Genomic DNA, 17,356 nt, shown 5'->3' with positions numbered 1-17,356 from the left:
GCCATCGTTGCTGCGTGGCGCCGACCATGCAAGGGAAATTGGGGTCTGCGGCCGCGGGGGCTGGCCGCCCGACGGTCAGGCGCGCGCGGTGAGAACCAGCGGCCCGTCTGCGGTGATGGCCACGGTGTGCTCGCTGTGGGCGCCGCGGGAACCGTCCTTCGAGCGCAGGGTCCACCCGTCAGGGTCGGTGTAGATCTCGTCGGTGCCGGCCATGAACCACGGCTCGATGGCGATCACCAGACCCGGGCGCAGCGGCATGCCGCGACCGCCTCGGCCCGCGTTCGGCACGTGCGGCTCACCGTGCATGGTGCGGCCGACGCCGTGGCCGCCGAAGTCGGTGTTCACGCCGTAGCCGTTGGCGGTGGCGACCTCACCGATGGCGGCGGAGATGTCACCGAGCCGGTTGCCGACGGCAGCCGCCTTGATTCCGGCCGCGAGAGCGAGCTCGGTGGTCTCGATCAGGCGCAGGTCCTCGTCCTTGGGGGTGCCGACCACCACGCTGAGCGCCGAGTCGGAGACCCAGCCGTCCACGCTGGCCGCGAAGTCCACCGACACCAGGTCACCGTCGCGCAGCGCGTAGTCGTGCGGGAGGCCGTGCAGCACGGCGTCGTTGACCGAGGTGCACAGGACCTTGCCGAACGGGCTGGCCCCGAACGAGGGGTGGTAGTCGATGTAGCAGGACTCGGCGCCGGCCTCGCGGATCATGGCGTGGGCCAGCTTGTCCAGGTCGAGCAGGTTGACACCGACGCGGGCCGCGTCCTTGAGGGCCGTGAGTACACCGGCCACGAACACGCCGGCCGGTCGCATCGCCTCGATCTCGGCGGGGGTCTTCAGTTCGATCACTGTTCCACCCTACGGCTTTCGGCCGGAACCTCACGGGTTCGTGGCGAACGTCTCACCACCGATGGGTGTGTCGGTGCACGTGTCACGCGGCGGGGCCGTCATCATGGAAGCGCAAAGCAAAGGCCCCTCGGAGTAAGCGTCCGAGGGGCCTTGCTTGTACCTGGGCGGTGAGCGGCTTGGGATGAGTCCGCCGGCTACTCCTGCGTGAGCAGTGAGCCTCCCCTGTACAGGTACCCGATGCGGGCCGTGCGATGCGGGTGTCATCCACACCCCCGACCTGTGGACCAAGTCCGCGAGCCGGTTCATCGTCGGGATCTGCTTCGGGTATCAAGTCCGCTGATGCGGGTGTGTGGCTCCCCAGCGTCCCAGGGTCACACGGTTGCGCCGTCGCCGAGCCGAAGCTCCTGCCACGACGCGGGTCGTACGGCCCCAGCGTCCCAGGATCCGCACTCCGTACGGATCGAGGTCCATCCTGGCCCCGCGGTGTTCGGATTCGGGTCTCCCCGATCCCTCACTTGCTAAGGCCCGGGCTGACCGGGATCCGCACAGTCGGCGCTGCCGGTTGTGCAACCGAGCCCTGCGCTGTGGATAACGGGTCTCCCCGTCGTCCGAGCCTGCAAGGACATCATTGCCTTTCCAGTACCGCCTACCGCCCCGCCGAACGGTTGACCCGTCCGGTGGTCCGACCGCTTCGGTTGAACTCCGCCACATCAGCGCCGGCCCGTCTTCCTCGGCAACTCGCCTGGGATCACTCCCGGCGTGTCGCCTTGGATCTCGAACCCGCATCCGGTGAGCTTGTGCTCCTCCTCTGCGACCGAGTCGGTGAACTCGATGGGGTTATTTCTAGCCAGGTCACCGACCGTTCGCAAGGGGTTCACCCACCTTTCTTTTATCCCCAGTTGACCCACAGGTTGCTCCACAGGTTCACCTGCGGATTCGTCAGTTGTGCACACAGCTGTGGAACAAATTTGTGGATAAGTCCGTGTCCTGGCCGGGCGTCGTGGCGCACCTCCGAGTTCCCCGAGCACCGACCTCCCAACCCGTTCGACCGGACCACCGTGATCGACGCCGCCACCGCAGAACGACCCGTCCGTCACCGTCTGGTCACCCTCTCGTCACCCACGCGTTTCCGGTGCGTTGCGCGCTGGCTCCACAAGCGTCACCTGCGTAAACGTCGGCGATACACACATCTGTGCACAAGGTCTGTGGATAGCGCGGTCGATACGATGGACCCATGACGCCAGCCCCTCGCTCCCTCGTGGTCGCCGCCGCGATCCTCGACGACCTCGATGTCCCGACCCGCCTCCTCGCGGCCCGGCGAAGCGCACCGAAATCGCTCGCCGGCCGGTGGGAGTTTCCGGGCGGGAAGGTCGAGCCGGGCGAGGATGACCTGGACGCCCTGCGCCGGGAACTGCGCGAGGAGCTCGGTGTTGAGGTCGCGATCGGCGCCGCCGTCCCGGGCCCGGCGGGGTCCGCCGGCACGGACTGGCCGATCCTGCACGGCCACCGGATGCGCGTCTGGCTTGCGCGGATCACCGACGGCGACCCCGCCCCCCTCGCGGACCACGACGAACTCCGATGGCTCGCACTGACCGAACTCGACTCGGTGGACTGGCTGGAGCTGGACCTCCCGATCGTGCGTGCCGTCCAGGAGGTCAGCGACGGGATCGCCCGGCTCGACAGCGTGGACTGACGCCCCTGGTGCATCTCCAGCTCGGCCGAGAGGCCGTTTTCACGACCGATTGGGCACCGGTGTCACGAAGTGGCATGATGCTGAGCGTGCCAAAGATCATCGGATCCACCCTCGCCGAACACCGCGCGCACGTGCGCAACAAGCTCTTCGCTGCACTGTCGCAGCTCATGGCGGAGTCGGGGTTCGATTCGGTGAGCCTGGCGGACATCGCCGCGGCGGCCGGTGTCGGCCGGACCTCGGTCTACAACCACTTCCCGGACAAGGAATCGCTGCTGATCGCTTTCATCGAGCACGAGACCTCCCACTTCGTGGCCGAGTTGACCGCGGCGCTCGCGCAGGTGGCCGACCCCCAGGAACAGTTGCGGGTCTACGTCCGTGAGCAGATCAACCTCAAGCGCGTCTACCACCTCGCGCCGGGGCCGGACCTTCGGTCGGTGGTCTCGCACGAGACCGGGATGCGCCTGCGCGAGCACGTGAAGCAGGTCGAGTCACTGCTCGGCCGGATCCTCCAGGCCGGGATCGCCGACGACACCCTGCCCGACCAGGACGTCTCCGCCGTCGTTCCGCTGATCAACTCCTGCCTGTCCGGGCGCACCTTCCCCGACTCAGGACCCGAGCGCGAGCGGGCGATCACCGCCACGGAGTCGTTCGTGCTGCGCGCGGTCGGCATGCCCGAGGACGCCCTCCAACCCGCCTGAGTTTTCGCCGGACCGGACCGGCCGCCCGGGTCTAGCGTCTGGTCCATGGGCTGGTTCTCCGACCTGGTCGGCGCCGCGAAGGATCGTCTGCTCCGCCGGCGCCGCGAACCTGTGCCCGCCGGGCAGCACCCGGACATCGCGTCCCTGCTCCTGCACCTGGATCTGGTCTCGTCCGGTTTCGCCGTGGGCGACGGCGTCGGCGCGTTCCACGACATGTACCGACGTGTCACCGAGCTCGTCGGAGACGAGCTCCGCGCGGGCCGCTTCGCCGACCGCGAGTTCCTCACCCGGCTCGACGTCGTGTTCGCCGGGTACTACCTCGAGGCCGTGACCGCGTCGACACCGAACCGGGCCTGGGCGCCGGTGTTCGCCTGCCGCGCCGACCCCGGCCGTGCGCCCATCCAGTTCGCCCTTGCCGGGATGAACGCCCACATCAACCACGACCTCGGCCCTGCCGTGGTGCGCACCTGCCGCCAGCTCGGGCTCCACCCGGACAGCCCGGGCGTGCGGGCCGACTACCGGCGCGTCACCGACGTCCTGGCCACGGTGCAGGAGGAGGTCCGCCAGTCCTTCCTGAGCGGCCTCGCCCTGGAGGCGGACCGGCGGTTCGCGCCCGTCGCGAACCTGATCGCCACGTGGAGCATCGCGAAGGCGCGCGAGGCGGCCTGGACGAACGCCGAGGTGCTCTGGGAACTACGCGGCTCCGGGTCCGTGGAGGAGGCGTACCTGGATTCGCTCGCGGGATCGGTGGGCATGGTCGGCAGGTACCTGCTCACCCGGGTCGGCGACCCGGACTGATTGCCTACCAATGCGCCGGGCTTGCATACTTAGGTAATCCTCACCTATGTTGGGGCCATCTTCATGACACTCCGTCGCGAAAGTTGCCCCGATCATGACCCTCAGCCCCACGCAGCCCGCCACCGACCTCGACGAGCCGGCAAGCCTGCTCCTGCGCTCGGCCACCCGGGATGTGCACGAACGCGCCGAGTCCACCGGCTTCGTCCAGAACCTCATGGGCGGCCACCTCGACGTGAGGGCGTTCGCGGCCCTGGTGACCCAGCACGCCGCGATCTATGCGGCGCTCGAGGCCGCGGGGGACCGGATCCGCCGGAATCCCGCGGGCGCCGGCCTGGTCTTCGACGAGCTTCGTCGCGGCGACGCCCTGGCCACGGACCTGGCGGCCCTCGCCGCCATGATCGGCATGATCGGCCCTGACCCCCGGGATCCGATCACGGTTCTGCCCCAGACGCTTCACTACGTCGACCGGCTCAACGAGATCGGTGACGACGTTGTCGCCTACCTCGCGCACGCCTACACCCGCTACCTCGGCGACCTCTCCGGCGGCCAGGTGATCAAGCGAATGATGCAGCGCCACTACGGGCTCGCCGAGGACGGTCTGGCCTTCTACACCTTCGAGCGGATCGAGAAGATCCCGCCGTTCAAGGAACGCTACCGGGCCGCGATGGACGCCCTTCCGCTGACCGGCGCGGACCGCGAGCGCCTGGTCGCCGAGGCGCGCCTGGCATTCGACCTGAACGCCGCAGTGTTCGACGGGCTCGGCCGGCTGCACCCGGCCGGCGAACGCACGGCCGAGTAGCGCCGAGCAGACGGAGCGGGTCTCAGCCGAACAGAGGCAGACTCAGCTCCGCGACGCCGTCGGCCCCCACCCGCACCGGGATCCCCCAGTCCTGCTGGGCCAGATGGCACGCGGGGAACTCCACGGCCGGGTCGGCGTCGCAGGACGCGGCCCGGGCACTCACGTGCAGCACGCCCTCACCGGGCCCGAGCGTGAGCGTGCGGGTCAGGTCCGTGGCGGTCCCGACCCCTTCGCGCAGCAGCGAGGTCGGCGTCGCGGACACGCTGACCTGCGTGGACGGCCCGAACCGGTCGTCCAGCTTCTGCCCGGGCGCCGGGGTGAACCTCACCGAGAGCTCGAGGTGAGGCCCTACCTCGGTGACCGGCCGCTGCGTGCGGTGCGCCCCGCCGTCGTGCGCCCTTCCGGCGTCCCCGAGCGGCACCCGGGTGAGGCGGTGCGCGGTGGACTCGACCACGAGAAGGTGCGCCCCGCCGTCGACCACGAGCAGTCCCGACGGCTCGGCGAGGTCGCGCGCGAGCGTGGTGACCTGCTTGGTCGCGGGGTCGTAGCGGCGCACCGCGCCGTTGTAGGTGTCGGCGATCGCGACGGATGAGTCGGGCAGCACGCACACGTCGAGCGGGTGTTGCAGCAGCGCGTCGACCGCCGGCCCGTCGACGTGGCCGAACTCGAACAGACCCTGCCCGACGGCGGTGCTCACGTCCGCGTCGAAGCCGCCGCTGAAGTGCACGAGCCGTAGCGCGGAGGTCTCCGCGTCCGCGATCCAGACCCGGCCGTCGTCGTCGGGCGCGAGGCCGGACGGCTGCGCGAACCAGGCCTGCCGGATCTCACCGTTCACGAGCCCTTCGTTCATGGTGCCGCCGACGTGACTGATCTGATCCTGCTTGTCGTCGAACTCCCAGAGCGTGTGGGTGCCCGCCATGGCCACGAGGAAGCCACCGATGCGCGGCACCCAGGCCACGTCCCAGGGCGAGGAGAGGTTCGGCAGCCTGGCGCCGGAGACGCCGTCGTGGGGCTCGTCGACGTTGTCCGGGGCACCGACGCGGTAGGGACGCCCGGAGCCGGCGACCGTGGTGACGTGCCCGTCGGAGAGCCGCACGCCGCGGAGCAGGTGGTTGACCGTGTCGGCGACGAGCACGTCGAAGTCCTGCCACGCGCGCAGTTCGTCCGGGACCAGGCACAGGCCGTTCGGCTCGTTGAACTGGGCGACGTGCGCGGCGCCGTCGGCCGCACCCCGCTCACCGGAACCGATCCTGCGGACCAAGGTCTCGCCGTCGGGCTCGAGCTCGGCCAGGCTGTGATGGCCGGCGTCCGCAACGAGCAGGTTGCCGCCGGGCAGCTCGATCACCTTGGCGGGGAAGCGCATCGTGCCCGACGGCGCAGCGGGCGCCACGTAGAGGCCGTCGCCGGCGTGCAGGGTGCCCTTCGCGTCGTGCTCGGCGATCAACTCGCGGATGAGGACCTCCAAGCTCGTGGCGTGCCCCTCCCCCGCCATCTGCGCGACGATGTAGCCCTCCGGGTCGATCACGACGAGCGTCGGCCAGGCGCGTGCGGTGTAGGCGGACCACGTCACGAGTTCGGGGTCGTCGAGCACCGGGTGGGCCACGCCGTACCGCTCCACGGCGGCAACGAGCGCGTCCGGGTCCGCTTCGTGCACGAATTTCGGCGAGTGCACGCCGACGATCACCACGGTGTCCCGGTGCCGTTCCTCGAGCTCGCGCAGCTCGTCCAGGACATGCAGGCAGTTGATGCAGCAGAAGGTCCAGAAGTCCAGGATGACGATCTTGCCGCGCAGGTCCGCGAGGGAGATCTCGTGCCCGCCGGTGTTCAGCCAGCCCCGGCCGACCAGTTCGGACGCACGGACCCGAGGGATTCGGTTGCTCACCGACAAAGCCTACGGCGCGATGGCGGACCGTTCCGCCCGTCATCTGGTAGTCGTTGCCCCGCGTTCATCTCCCGTTCGCCGGCTTCCACGACCATCGGCTCAGCCCCCGACCGGTAGGAGACCCCGTGCGTCCCATCCCTCTCACCCTCGCCATGACCGCCGTCCTCGGCCTCGGCGCCGTGATCGCGGCGCCCACGCCGGCGCTGGCCGCCGAGACCGACATCCGCATCAACGAGGTGTCCTCGAACAGCGGCACCGACGCGCCCGACTTCGTCGAGCTGACGAACGTCGGGTCGGACCCGGTCACCGTTTCGGGCTGGATCCTGCGCGACAACGACGACGCCCACGGCGCGGTGCTGCCGGAGGCCACCATCGCACCGGGTGAGTTCCTGGTCGTGGAACCGGACCAGGGGCCGGACGGCTTCGGTCTCGGCAGTGCCGACGAGGCCCGCCTGTTCACCGCGGACGGCGTCACGCTCGTCGACTCCTACGCGTGGACGGACCATGCGTTCAGCGAGGGCCGACTGCCCGACGGCACCGGCGAGTTCGTCGACACCGAGCCGACGCCGGGCGCGCCGAACCTCGCGCGCGAGGCGCCGGCCTTCTACGACGCGGACTCCACGATCGCCGTCAACGAGGTCATGTCCGACGACCCGGACGGCGGCGAGGACTGGGTGGAGCTGGTCAACACCGGCTCCGAGACGGTCGAGCTGTCCGGCTGGATCCTGCGCGACGACGACGACCTGAGCGCCCTGCCGATCGCCGGCGGGACCGACCTCGCTCCCGGTGAGTTCCTCGTGATCGAGACGAACGTCACCGACGACGGCTTCGGGCTCGGTGCCGCGGACATGATCCGCCTCTACCTGGCCGACGGACTCGGCCTGGTGGACTCCTACGCCTGGACCGACCACGCGGTCAGCGAGGGCCGGATCCCGGACGGCATCGGCGAGTTCACCGACACCGCGCCCACCCGGGAATCGGCGAACGTGGCCCGGGAGCGGACACACACGGTCGTGATCAACGAGGTGGAGTCGAACGGTGACGCGCGTGGCGACTGGGTGGAACTGGCGAACACCGACCAGGCGCAGACGGTCGACCTGACCGGCTGGACGCTCGTCGACGGCGACCCGACACACGACCCGATCGTCCTCGAGGGCACCATCGAGTCCGGCGGGTACCTCGGCATCCTCACCGAACCGCACTTCGGCCTCGGCGGCGAGGACAGCGTCACCCTGCGGGACGTGACCGGGACCGTGGTCGCCTCTCTGGCCTGGCAGACGCATGCGCCGGCCACCATCGGCCGGTGCCCGGACCTGACCGGCCCGTTCGGGGACACCTCCGAAGGCACCTTCGAACTCGTGAACGCCTGCGAGCAGATCCCCGGCCCCGAGGTCGTCGCCTCCCCGTGGCCGTTCGGGAACGACGTCCGCGACGCCGTCGCCCCGGGCACCTGGGGCGAGGACATGTCCGGCCTGGACATCGCCGCCGACGGCACCGTCTACGCCGTCAACAATGACAACGGCGAGATCTTCGAGCTCGCCGCCCCCGAGGTGGCCGGTGGCTTGTACACCGTCGCGCAGTCCTGGATCCCGACCTACCCCGGCGGCGCGGGTCAGCCCGACTCCGAGGGCATCACCGTGGCCGGCGACGGCGCGATCTTCCTCTCCACCGAGCGCGACAACACCGCTAGCGGCACCAGCAGGCCGTCGGTGCTCCGAGTCGAGCTGGGCGCCGAGGGCGCGACCAGCACCACCCACGAGTGGAACCTCACAGCGGTCACGGGGGCGCTCGGCGCGAACGCGGGCCTGGAGGGGATCGAGTGGATCTCCGACGCCGACGCCACCGCGCTCGGGGTGCGGGACGCCACCGGCGCGATCTACGACCCGGCCGCCTACGACGAGCACTTCGGCGGGATCTTCGCGGTGGCCGTGGAGCAGACCGGTGCGGTGCACGTGGTGGTGCTCGAGGCGGACGGCGCCACGACGCTGCTGCAGACGACGGCAACGACCGAGTCGGTGCCGGTCCTGATGGGTCTGGACTGGCGCGCCGGGGGCAACGAGCTCTGGGGGCTGTGCGACGAGGCGTGCGAGAACCGCAGTTCCGTGTTCGCCTTCGACGACGGCGTGCTCACCTGGCGGGTGGACCACCACGCGCCGACCGGGATGAACCCGTCGTTCACCAACGAGGGCCTCGCGTTCGCGTGGTGCGCCGCCGACCCGAACGCCGCACCGACGACCCTGTGGATCTCCGACACCGCGCACGACGGCGTCTCCCTGCGGGTGGCCGACGGCGGCGCGTGCGAGCCGGCCGGCCCGGGCGAGCCGGGTCCGACCGACCCCACGGACCCCGAGCCGACAGGCCCGACGGCACCGTCCGTGGACGAGCTCACCGACGGGACCCGCGGCGGAGTCACGGGTCCCGAGACGGCCGAACCCGGCGAGACGGTGACGTTCACCGTTCCGGGCGCCGCCGGTGCGACCGTGCACGTGTGGCTGCTCTCGGACCCGGTGCTGCTTGGCACTGTGACCGTGAGCGCCGATGACACCCTCCGGGTGACCATTCCCGGCGACGCGGCGGTGGGTCAGCACCGGATCGTGGTCCAGGCCGAGGACGGCACGTTGACGGGCTGGGTCGAGCTGGAGATCGTGGCAGCCGACGGCGGGCTCACCGTCCCGGGCGCCGGACCCGGCGGAGCGGGACTGGCCGCGACCGGCGTCGACCCCGGCGTCGCGGGACTCGCCCTCAGCGCGCTCGCCGCTGTGCTGCTCGGCTGCGCGGCTCTGATCGCCCGCCGCCGACTGGCCACCGGCCGAGGCTGAAGCCCGGGTCGGGCCGGTCGGGACCTCACCCGACCGGCCCGACGCAGGGTCAACGGGACCCGACGAGCTCCGGCTCGGCGGTCGCCACGTCGTCGTCCTCGGTGAACAGGTCCTCGGCGTCCGCCCGGTGGTACTGGTCGAGGTCGAGGATGCCCTCCCGCTTGGCGACGATCGTGGGCACGAGGACCTGGCCCGCGACGTTCACCGCGGTCCGGCCCATGTCCAGGATCGGGTCGATCGCGAGAAGCAGTCCGACACCGGCGAGCGGCAGCCCGAGCGTGGACAGCGTGAGGGTGAGCATCACCAGCGCACCGGTGAGGCCCGCGGTCGCGGCCGAGCCGACCACGGAGACGAACGCGATGAGCAGGTAGTCCGTGACCGAGAGGTCGATGCCGTAGAACTGCGCGACGAAGATCGCCGCGATGGCTGGGTAGATCGCCGCGCAGCCGTCCATCTTCGTGGTCGCACCGAGCGGCACGGCGAACGACGCGTACTCGCGGGGCACACCGAGGTTGCGCTCGGTGACGCGCTCGGTGACCGGCAGGGTACCGATCGAGGAGCGGGAGACGAACCCGAGCTGGATGGCCGGCCAGGCGCCGCGGAAGTAGCGCAGCACGGGCAGCCCGTTGGCGCGCAGCAGGATCGGGTAGAGAACGAACAGTACGAGCGCCAGGCCCAGGTAGATCGCCACGGTGAACGTGCCGAGCGGGGCGAGCAGGTCCCAGCCGTAGGTCGCGATGGCACGGCCGATGAGCCCGAGGGTGCCGAGCGGGGCAAGGCGGATGATCCACCACAGCACCTTCTGGACGATCGCGAGCGCCGAGGCGTTGAAGGCCAGGAACGGTTCGGCCTTGCTGCCGGTGCGCAGCGCCGCGAGCCCGACCACGAGGGAGACGACCACGATCTGAAGCACGTTGAAGTTGACGGCGATCGAGCCGTCGCCACCGGCCGAGGCGCCGAGCCCGAGCACATTGCCCGGGATCAGGCCGGTGAGGAAGTCGAGCCAGCTGCCGGTCCGGCCCGGATCCTCCGCGGCGTCGGCGCCGATCGAGGTGTTCTCACCCGGCCGCAGCACGAGGCCGAGGCCGATGCCGATGGCCACGGAGATCAGCGCCGTGATGGCGAACCAGAGCAGGGTCTGTCCGGCCAGCCGCGCCGCATTCGTGACCTTCCGCAGGTTGGCGATGGAGGCCACGATGGCGGTGAACACCAGCGGCGGCACGATGGCCCGCAGCAGGGTCACGAACGACGAACCGATCGTACTGAGGGTCTCGGTGAGCCAGTTCGGCGTCTCTTCACCCTCGGCGTCGACGACCGGGCCGATGGTCAGCGCGAGCCAGCCGAGTCCGATGCCGAGGACGAGAGCGATCACGATCTGCGCACTGAAGGACGGGAGCCGGAGCCGGCGCTTGGCCTGCTGGTCCGGTGTGGTCGTGGACATGACGACGGGAGCCTTTCGGATCGGGACGGGGACGCCGGGACCTCCCGCTGCGGTCGGCGTGGGAACGCTGGCACACTGCGGATCTGGTCCGCCGACCATCGTGCACCGGTCACCGCCGTGCGTGGCAGTGAGACCGAGATCGTCCAGGATGTGGGACGCGCCACCGGCCGGCCGTCGTGGCGACTCGTCCTGGACTCCCGCGACCGGCCGGATTGGGGAATAGTTGCCCGCAATGGGGATCACGCGGGAGTGGGTGCTGCGCCGTCGGATGGCCGCGCAGCGCCTGACCTCGTCCGGCCTGCCCGAGCCCGCGGACGCGGTCCGGCTGCTGACCTGCGTGCAGGCGCAGGAGACCCCGAACGCGATGTGGTCGGTCGGCATGCGCACCCGAGGCGCAACCGATGACTCGGTGCGGGCCGCGTTCGACGAGGGACGCTTCCTACGCACCCACATCCTGCGCCCCACCTGGCATTTCGTGGCGCCGCAGGACCTGCGCTGGATCCTCGCACTGACCTCGCCGAAGGTGCTCTCGTCGATGCGCGGCCACTTCGCCGGCCTCGGCCTGGACGAGGACGTGGCGGCACGCGGTGCGGACGTGTTCCGGAAGGTCCTGGCGGGCCGCACGGCGTTGACCCGCCGGGAGATCGCCCCGCACATGGAAGCCGCCGGCCTGCCGCACAACGGCCTGCCGCTAGGGGACCTGCACCAGATGAACGAGCTCAGCGGGGTGATCGTCAGCGGACCGATGAAGGGCGCCCAGCACACCTACGTGCTGGTGGACGAGATCGTGCCGCCGGAGCCGGCGCTCGACCGGGACGAGGCCCTGGCCCGGCTGGTGCACCGGTTCTTCGCCGGGCACGGGCCGGCGTCGATCAAGGACCTGACCCGGTGGGCGGCACTGACCCAGGCGGACGTGCGGCGCGGGCTCGCGATCGTCGGTGACCGGTTGGAGCGGGCGGAGGTCGATGGGACCGCGCTGTGGTTCGACCCCACGGTCCCCGCCCGGACCGCAGCGGGCGCGCCGCGGGCGCACCTGCTGCCGACCTACGACGAGGCCACACTCACCTACCCGGCCCTGGGCTTCCCCGTCGCGCCGGGCCATCCGCGCGGTCCGGACGCAGACCCGTGGATCGACCCGTACGCCTCCACGGTGCTCGTCGACGGGCTCAATGCGGGCACCTGGAAGCGGGCGCCGGGCCGGGGTGTCGCGCGGATCCAACTGAGGCTCGCCACCGGCGTCACGCCGGACCAGACGGCGGAGGTCGAGACCGCGGCGGACCGGCTCGCCACCTACCTCGGAGCAGCCCGGGAGGCGTTCGTCACCTGACGTTCTCGAAGGGCCGGAGAAACGTCCGAGAGAAATCTCGGCTGGGGTGTCGATCCGGGCATCCGTCGTTCGTAGCAGGGATGAGAGGCGGCTCACCGGGACCCGCCCCGAACAGGAGGAACCGACATGACGCAGTACCTGCTCTCCATCTGGAGCACCGACCAGGAGATGGCCGACATCCCCACGGAGGGCCTCGAGGAGGCCTACGCCCAGGTGGGTGCCTTCAACGACTCGCTCCAGCAGGCCGGGGCCTGGGTGTTCGGCGGCGGACTCGAGCCGTCCAGCACCGCCACGAAGGTCGACAGCACCCAGGGCGACGCCGTGGTCACCGATGGCCCGTTCCTGGAGACCAAGGAACAGCTCGGCGGCTTCTGGGTGATCGAGGCCCCGGACCTGGACGCGGCCCTGGCCTACGCCGACCAGGCCTCGAAGGCCTGCTTCTCCGCCGTCGAGGTCCGTCCGTTCCAGGCGGAACCGACCGAGTGAGCCGCCGATGACATCGGACGCGACCGCCGCCGTCGGGCAGGTGTTCCGCGAGGAGCACGGGCGGTGCGTGGCCACCCTGACCCGTGTCCTCGGCGACCTCACCCTCGCCGAGGACGCGGTGCAGGACGCATTCATCGCCGCCGTCGAGAAGTGGCCCCGGGACGGGACGCCACCGAACCCCGGGGCGTGGATCGTGGTGACCGCACGCAACCGGGCCATCGACCGGCTCCGCCGGGAGGCGAAGAGCCATGACAAGTACGCCGAGGCTGCGCTCCTGCATGCCCGCGACGAACCCGAGCCGGTGGGTCCGGTGAGGGACGACCAGCTCCGGATGATCTTCACGTGCTGCCACCCCGCCATCGCGCCGGCCGCCCGCGTCGCGTTGACGCTGCGGACGCTCGGAGGGCTCACCACGCCGGAGATCGCGCGGGCGTTCCTGGTGCCCGAGGCCACGATGGCGCAGCGGATCGTGCGGGCCAAGCGCAAGATCACGGCCGCGAACATCCCCTACCGGGTGCCCCAGGACCACGACCTGCCGGACCGGCTGACGTCCGTGCTCGCGGTCGTCTACCTGATCTTCAACGAGGGCTACACCGCCTCCGCCGGCGAGGACCTGATCCGCGCCGACCTGTGCGCGGAGGCGATCAGGCTCGGCCGGGTGCTCGTCGACCTGATGCCGGACGAGCCGGAGGCGCGCGGCCTGCTCGCCCTGATGCTGCTCACCGAGTCCCGGCGTGCGGCCCGCACCGGACCCGACGGGCAGTTCGTGGCGTTGGCGGATCAGGATCGCGGGCGCTGGGACACGGAGTTGATCGCCGAGGGTCAGGATCTCGTACGCGCGTGCCTGCGGCGTGGCGCACCGGGGCCCTACCAGGTGCAGGCCGCGATCAACGCGGTGCACAGCGACGCCGCCACCCACGCCGACACCGACTGGTTCCAGGTGCTCGCCCTCTACGACCGGCTGCTTTCGATGAGCCCGACGGCGGTGGTGCGGTTGAACCGGGCCGTCGCCCTCGCGCAAGTGGCCGGGCCGGGACCCGCGCTGGCCGAGGTGGACGGCCTGGGCGGTGCGGGTCTGGACGGCTACCACCTGCTCCACGCGACCCGGGCACAGTTCCTGACCGAGCTGGGCCGGGCCGGCGAGGCGGCCGCGGCACTGCGCCGGGCACTCGAACTGACCGAGAACGCCGCCGAGGTCGAGCTGCTCACCGGCCGGCTCAGCGCGCTCGGTACTCCCCCGGCCTGAGCCCCGGTGGCTCGGGCAGATCCGGTCGGGCGGACCAGCCCGGGTCGCTTCCGGCCGGCGAACCCGGCCGGCGCCGCGTCGGTTCGGCGAGCATCGACCGCACCAGTCCGGTCACGAACGCGACCGCGATGCCGAGCCCGATCGTGATGATCGGGCCGGCCAGACCCAGCCCGGACAGTGCCCGGACCGGTCCGGCCAGCCACGACGGCGTCGGCGAGACGTAGTAGAGGAGCCCGGGTTCGCAGGTGATCGAGGCGCCACCGGATCCGGTCACCTCCAGCGTCGCCTGCGCGAAGAACGGCACCCCGTTGATCTCGTAGCTGCCCGAGGACAGCGTCTCCACCTGGGTCAGGGCGCCCTCGTAGGTGCAGCTGCTCCCGCCGAGGTAGTCGTTCGTGAGCAGGGTCACCAGGGAGCCCTCACCACCCTCGATCACGGTGGTGCCCTGCCGGAAGTCGTTGCTGCCGATGATCAGGAGCATCGGGCCGGCGATCAACGACACCGCGCCGCACACCGCCGCGATGATCGCGATCGCCCGCACCAGTCCGAGGAGGCTTCTCATGCCCTCAGCGTCTCCTTGCGGGTCGACCTACCGATCCCAGCCGATGATCAGGAATGAAGAAGCCCCGGCGGCACGGCCGTGGCTAGCGTGTTCTGCATGACATCCACCCCAGCCGCAGCACCGTCGGTCGCCAGGTGGCGCGACTGGCTCCTGGTGGCCCTGATCGTCTGGTTGGTCGTTTCGTTCACCGCCGGCGCAGTGACCAAATTCATGCCGGGCGAGACCTTCTTCGGGCCGCCGTACTCAGTCAAGTTCGAGAACTGGGGCTATCCGCCCTGGTTCAGGTTCCCAGTTGGCATCGGAGAGCTGGCTGCAGCCGTGGCGCTGCTGTTCCCGCGGCTTCGGTTTCTGGGGGCAAGCCTGTTGATGATGATCACAGCTGGGGGATTCGTGACGCACCTGGCGAGCCAGGACCCGTTCGTCGAGAGCGTCTCGGCACCGCTGCACCTGGTGCTGGCAACGATCCTGGCGATTGCGACACGACCGGTCGACTGGCGCGAATTCGGCACCTTCCCGAGAACGACCGGAGCCTTTGGCCTGCTCCGTCGGCGCCGCATCGCTCCGGTGCTGCCGGTGAAGTGACTCGCTCCTGCGCGTCGCGACCGGCTCGGACCGCAGCGTCAGCCCGGGCGGTCAGGGCAGTTCGGCGAAGCGACGCTGGATGATGGCGAGGTCCCGCGCGCCGAGCGAGGCGAACGGCTCCGGGTCGATCCGCGCCTTCGCGCCGGTGCCGGCACGCTTCCAGGTCGCGATCACCTGGCCGGCCTTGACCACGGTGGACCGGAACATGCCATTCCCGCCCGGCACGATGCGGTCCTCGAACTCCTTCGGCACGGTGAACGTGCGGTCGGCGTAGCCCAGCACGAACTCGTCGAACCCGGGCAGCAGCCGCAGCCGGCGCGCGTCGGCGCCGTGGCCGGCGAGCAAGTCCGGCAGCGCCGGGTCCATGAGGTGCTCGGTGCCGTCGACGTCGACGGCGGTGAACTCGCTGCGGACGGCGGCCAACCCGGCCCGGGCGTCGGTGAGGGTGAGCGAGGCCCAGCGGGCCAGGTCCCGGTCGGTGGCCGGGCCGTGGCTGCGCAGGTACCGGCGGGCCCACTCGGCCAGGCCCTGGTCACGGTCGAGACGCACCGGCTCGGGGACCCAGTCCTCGTAGCCGACCACGAGTTGCTCGGTGCCGGCCATCGGCCCGAGAACCAGCGTGGTCTCCTGGCAGAGCTGGCCGAGCAGGTGCACCGCGGTCTGTGACTGCACCAGCAGGCCCGCCGCGTCCCAGAGCCCGAACAGGTCCGCGCGGCGCAGGCCCGCGGGGGGTGTGGTCGCCTCGCCGTCCGCCAGGGCGAGGCGCGCCGGCCGTGCGGGCTCATCCGCGAGCGCGCCGAGGGCCACCTCCCGGGCCCGGTCCAGCACGGCGTCGGTGATGCCCAGTTCGGTGCGCCGGCGGGCGGCCCCGGCGATCATCCGCGGGGCTGTGATGGCCAGCATCCAGCCGAGGTCCTCGGCCGGCACCAGGTGCAGCGTTCCGCGCATCGGCCAGGAGCGGACCACCAGCCCCGCGGCCAGGGCGGCCGCCACGCCCTGGCGGGTTCCGCCGTCGACCCGTAGTGCGATCGACGTGAGTGCACCCGGAAGGTCCTGCGCCTGCGCCGCGCCGAGGTGACGCACCGCCTCCGCGGGCGTCGCCAGGCGCGGGCCGGCGAGGCGCTGCGCGAGCAGGCGGAGCAGGGCGAGGTCCCGGCGCGTGAGCATGCGTGCGAGTATGCCAAGGACCACCGTCAGCCGGCCCCGTCGGGATCAGGGCTGCAACCGCGCCCGAAGGTAGGCGATCACGTTGATGAGCGCGGGGTTCATCGTGTCCCGGCGCCAGCAGGCGTGCAGCGAGACCTGTGGGGAGGGCCCCACCACATCCCGGTAGATCACGCCGTCGAAACTCATGGCGGCTGCGGATCGCGGCACCACGGCCACACCGCGGCGGGCCCGCACCAGGGCGAGCGCCGTGGAGAGCTGGGAGACGCGTTGCGCGGCCACGAAGTTCTCGCTTCCCAGCAGCCGCACGCAGAGGTCGTGCAGGTAGTGGGTGCCGTCCTCGGCGTACTCGAGGATCGGCTCGTCGATGAGATCCTCCGGGGCGATCGGCCCATCGGTCTGAGCGAGGTGATGGCCGTCGGGGAGCGCCACGATCAGCGGTTCGGCATGGACGGGTTGGGCCTCGAGCTCCTCGGTCGGCACCGGTGGGCGCACCAGGCCGAGGTCGATCCGACCGTCGGCGAGCGCTTGGAGCTGTTCGGCCCCGCTGAGCTCGACCAGGGCGACCTCAAGCTGCGCGAGCTCGAAACTGATCTCGGTGAGCAGCGGTTCCAGGATGCTCAGTGCGGCAGCGCTGATGAACGCGACCTGGATCCGGCCGGCCTGGCCGGCTGCCACCCGCCTCGCGGTCTCCGGTGCACCGTCGGCGAGGGAGAGGATGCGGCGGGCGTCGCGCAGGAACACCTGGCCCGCCACGGTCAGCTGCACGCCACGCGGACCGCGGTCGAACAGGGACACCCCGACCGCACGCTCCAGCGCCTGGATCTGCCGGCTCAGTGGCGGCTGGCTCATCAGCAGGGCCTGCGCCGCCCGACCGAAGTGGCCGTGCTCGGCCACCGCGACGAACCCGCGCAGTTGAGCCAACGAATACATCATGCGAGAAAGGTATCAACCGATGCGAAAACGGCCTTGGACGAGTATCACGAGGAGCGCTTAACCTCCATTCAGTCGCCACC

At 70.9% G+C, this 17,356-nt stretch carries 15 protein-coding genes; 9 read left to right on the top strand and 6 right to left on the bottom strand.

Annotated elements, in window-relative coordinates:
- Positions 1-75 precede the first annotated feature (75 nt).
- Complete coding sequence (map, locus tag HALOF300_RS02460; RefSeq protein WP_156739052.1) at positions 76-843, bottom strand: type I methionyl aminopeptidase; 768 nt, start codon at positions 841-843, stop codon at positions 76-78.
- Between the two features lie 1,234 nt (positions 844-2,077).
- Here map and HALOF300_RS02455 point away from each other — a divergent pair.
- The 4 genes from HALOF300_RS02455 (at position 2,078) to HALOF300_RS02440 (ending at position 4,831) form a co-directional block, all read left to right on the top strand.
- The gene (locus tag HALOF300_RS02455) at positions 2,078-2,536 is read left to right on the top strand and encodes a (deoxy)nucleoside triphosphate pyrophosphohydrolase (RefSeq protein WP_156739051.1); all 459 of its coding nucleotides are present in this window, start codon (positions 2,078-2,080) and stop codon (positions 2,534-2,536) included.
- Between the two features lie 86 nt (positions 2,537-2,622).
- Positions 2,623-3,234 carry a TetR/AcrR family transcriptional regulator gene (locus tag HALOF300_RS02450; RefSeq protein ID WP_156739050.1) on the top strand — a complete coding sequence of 204 codons (612 nt, stop codon included), beginning with the start codon at positions 2,623-2,625 and terminating at the stop codon, positions 3,232-3,234.
- A gap of 45 nt (positions 3,235-3,279) precedes the next feature.
- On the top strand, positions 3,280-4,032 hold the full coding sequence (locus HALOF300_RS02445; RefSeq protein WP_156739049.1) for a DUF5995 family protein: 753 nt from the start codon (positions 3,280-3,282) through the stop codon (positions 4,030-4,032).
- Between the two features lie 94 nt (positions 4,033-4,126).
- Entirely contained in the window at positions 4,127-4,831 is a 705-nt protein-coding gene (locus HALOF300_RS02440) for a biliverdin-producing heme oxygenase (protein ID WP_156739048.1), read from the top strand.
- A gap of 22 nt (positions 4,832-4,853) precedes the next feature.
- Here HALOF300_RS02440 and HALOF300_RS02435 read toward each other — a convergent pair whose 3' ends face one another.
- On the bottom strand, positions 4,854-6,719 hold the full coding sequence (locus HALOF300_RS02435; RefSeq protein WP_156739047.1) for an NHL domain-containing thioredoxin family protein: 1,866 nt from the start codon (positions 6,717-6,719) through the stop codon (positions 4,854-4,856).
- A 119-nt stretch (positions 6,720-6,838) separates the two neighbouring features.
- Between HALOF300_RS02435 and HALOF300_RS02430 the strand changes: the two genes are divergently transcribed.
- A complete protein-coding gene (locus tag HALOF300_RS02430; protein WP_156739046.1) occupies positions 6,839-9,532 on the top strand; it encodes a lamin tail domain-containing protein in 2,694 nt (897 codons plus the stop codon).
- Positions 9,533-9,581: 49 nt separating this feature from the next.
- Here the strand turns inward: HALOF300_RS02430 and HALOF300_RS02425 are convergent, their stop codons facing one another.
- Positions 9,582-10,973 (bottom strand): dicarboxylate/amino acid:cation symporter, encoded by a 1,392-nt coding sequence (locus HALOF300_RS02425; RefSeq protein WP_156739045.1) that lies wholly within the window; start codon positions 10,971-10,973, stop codon positions 9,582-9,584.
- Between the two features lie 232 nt (positions 10,974-11,205).
- Here HALOF300_RS02425 and HALOF300_RS02420 point away from each other — a divergent pair, with 232 nt between their 5' ends.
- The 3 genes from HALOF300_RS02420 (at position 11,206) to HALOF300_RS02410 (ending at position 14,032) form a co-directional block, all read left to right on the top strand.
- Positions 11,206-12,300, top strand: coding sequence for a winged helix DNA-binding domain-containing protein (locus tag HALOF300_RS02420; protein ID WP_156739044.1), 1,095 nt, complete (start codon positions 11,206-11,208; stop codon positions 12,298-12,300).
- Positions 12,301-12,426: 126 nt separating this feature from the next.
- Entirely contained in the window at positions 12,427-12,786 is a 360-nt protein-coding gene (locus tag HALOF300_RS02415; RefSeq protein WP_156739043.1) for a YciI family protein, read from the top strand.
- A gap of 7 nt (positions 12,787-12,793) precedes the next feature.
- Positions 12,794-14,032, top strand: a complete 1,239-nt coding sequence (locus HALOF300_RS02410) for an RNA polymerase sigma factor (protein ID WP_156739042.1) — start codon at positions 12,794-12,796, stop codon at positions 14,030-14,032.
- On the opposite strand, the gene HALOF300_RS02405 is transcribed toward HALOF300_RS02410, so the two are convergent.
- Positions 14,004-14,594: a hypothetical protein gene (locus HALOF300_RS02405; protein WP_156739041.1), complete on the bottom strand. Its 591-nt coding sequence runs from the start codon at positions 14,592-14,594 to the stop codon at positions 14,004-14,006. The two genes, HALOF300_RS02410 and HALOF300_RS02405, sit on opposite strands and share 29 nt — an antisense overlap.
- Positions 14,595-14,690: 96 nt before the next feature.
- On the opposite strand from HALOF300_RS02405, the gene HALOF300_RS02400 reads away from it, so the two are divergent.
- Entirely contained in the window at positions 14,691-15,176 is a 486-nt protein-coding gene (locus tag HALOF300_RS02400) for a DoxX family protein (protein ID WP_156739040.1), read from the top strand.
- 51 nt (positions 15,177-15,227) lie between these two features.
- On the opposite strand, the gene HALOF300_RS02395 is transcribed toward HALOF300_RS02400, so the two are convergent.
- Together HALOF300_RS02395 and HALOF300_RS02390 are read right to left on the bottom strand one after the other, a co-directional pair.
- Positions 15,228-16,343: a winged helix DNA-binding domain-containing protein gene (locus tag HALOF300_RS02395; RefSeq protein ID WP_156739039.1), complete on the bottom strand. Its 1,116-nt coding sequence runs from the start codon at positions 16,341-16,343 to the stop codon at positions 15,228-15,230.
- 45 nt (positions 16,344-16,388) lie between these two features.
- Positions 16,389-17,276, bottom strand: coding sequence for a LysR family transcriptional regulator (locus HALOF300_RS02390; protein ID WP_156739038.1), 888 nt, complete (start codon positions 17,274-17,276; stop codon positions 16,389-16,391).
- Positions 17,277-17,356: the final 80 nt, after the last annotated feature.

The organism is Occultella aeris (assembly GCF_902703175.1).
In the GTDB taxonomy this organism is placed as follows: Bacteria; Actinomycetota; Actinomycetes; order Actinomycetales; family Beutenbergiaceae; genus Occultella; species Occultella aeris.
Note: the sequence above shows the minus strand (reverse complement) of the source record. Positions and strands in the feature narration are given on the sequence as shown.

What these genes read in the sequence shown, in the direction of transcription:
- HALOF300_RS02390 (WP_156739038.1), bottom strand. Translation starts at nt 17,276, where the DNA reads ATGATGTATTCGTTGGCTCAACTGCGCGGGTTCGTCGCGGTGGCCGAG.
- HALOF300_RS02445 (WP_156739049.1), top strand. Translation starts at nt 3,280, where the DNA reads ATGGGCTGGTTCTCCGACCTGGTCGGCGCCGCGAAGGATCGTCTGCTC.
- HALOF300_RS02405 (WP_156739041.1), bottom strand. Translation starts at nt 14,594, where the DNA reads ATGAGAAGCCTCCTCGGACTGGTGCGGGCGATCGCGATCATCGCGGCG.
- HALOF300_RS02420 (WP_156739044.1), top strand. Translation starts at nt 11,206, where the DNA reads ATGGGGATCACGCGGGAGTGGGTGCTGCGCCGTCGGATGGCCGCGCAG.
- HALOF300_RS02400 (WP_156739040.1), top strand. Translation starts at nt 14,691, where the DNA reads ATGACATCCACCCCAGCCGCAGCACCGTCGGTCGCCAGGTGGCGCGAC.
- HALOF300_RS02410 (WP_156739042.1), top strand. Translation starts at nt 12,794, where the DNA reads ATGACATCGGACGCGACCGCCGCCGTCGGGCAGGTGTTCCGCGAGGAG.
- HALOF300_RS02395 (WP_156739039.1), bottom strand. Translation starts at nt 16,343, where the DNA reads ATGCTCACGCGCCGGGACCTCGCCCTGCTCCGCCTGCTCGCGCAGCGC.
- HALOF300_RS02425 (WP_156739045.1), bottom strand. Translation starts at nt 10,973, where the DNA reads ATGTCCACGACCACACCGGACCAGCAGGCCAAGCGCCGGCTCCGGCTC.
- HALOF300_RS02440 (WP_156739048.1), top strand. Translation starts at nt 4,127, where the DNA reads ATGACCCTCAGCCCCACGCAGCCCGCCACCGACCTCGACGAGCCGGCA.
- HALOF300_RS02415 (WP_156739043.1), top strand. Translation starts at nt 12,427, where the DNA reads ATGACGCAGTACCTGCTCTCCATCTGGAGCACCGACCAGGAGATGGCC.
- HALOF300_RS02455 (WP_156739051.1), top strand. Translation starts at nt 2,078, where the DNA reads ATGACGCCAGCCCCTCGCTCCCTCGTGGTCGCCGCCGCGATCCTCGAC.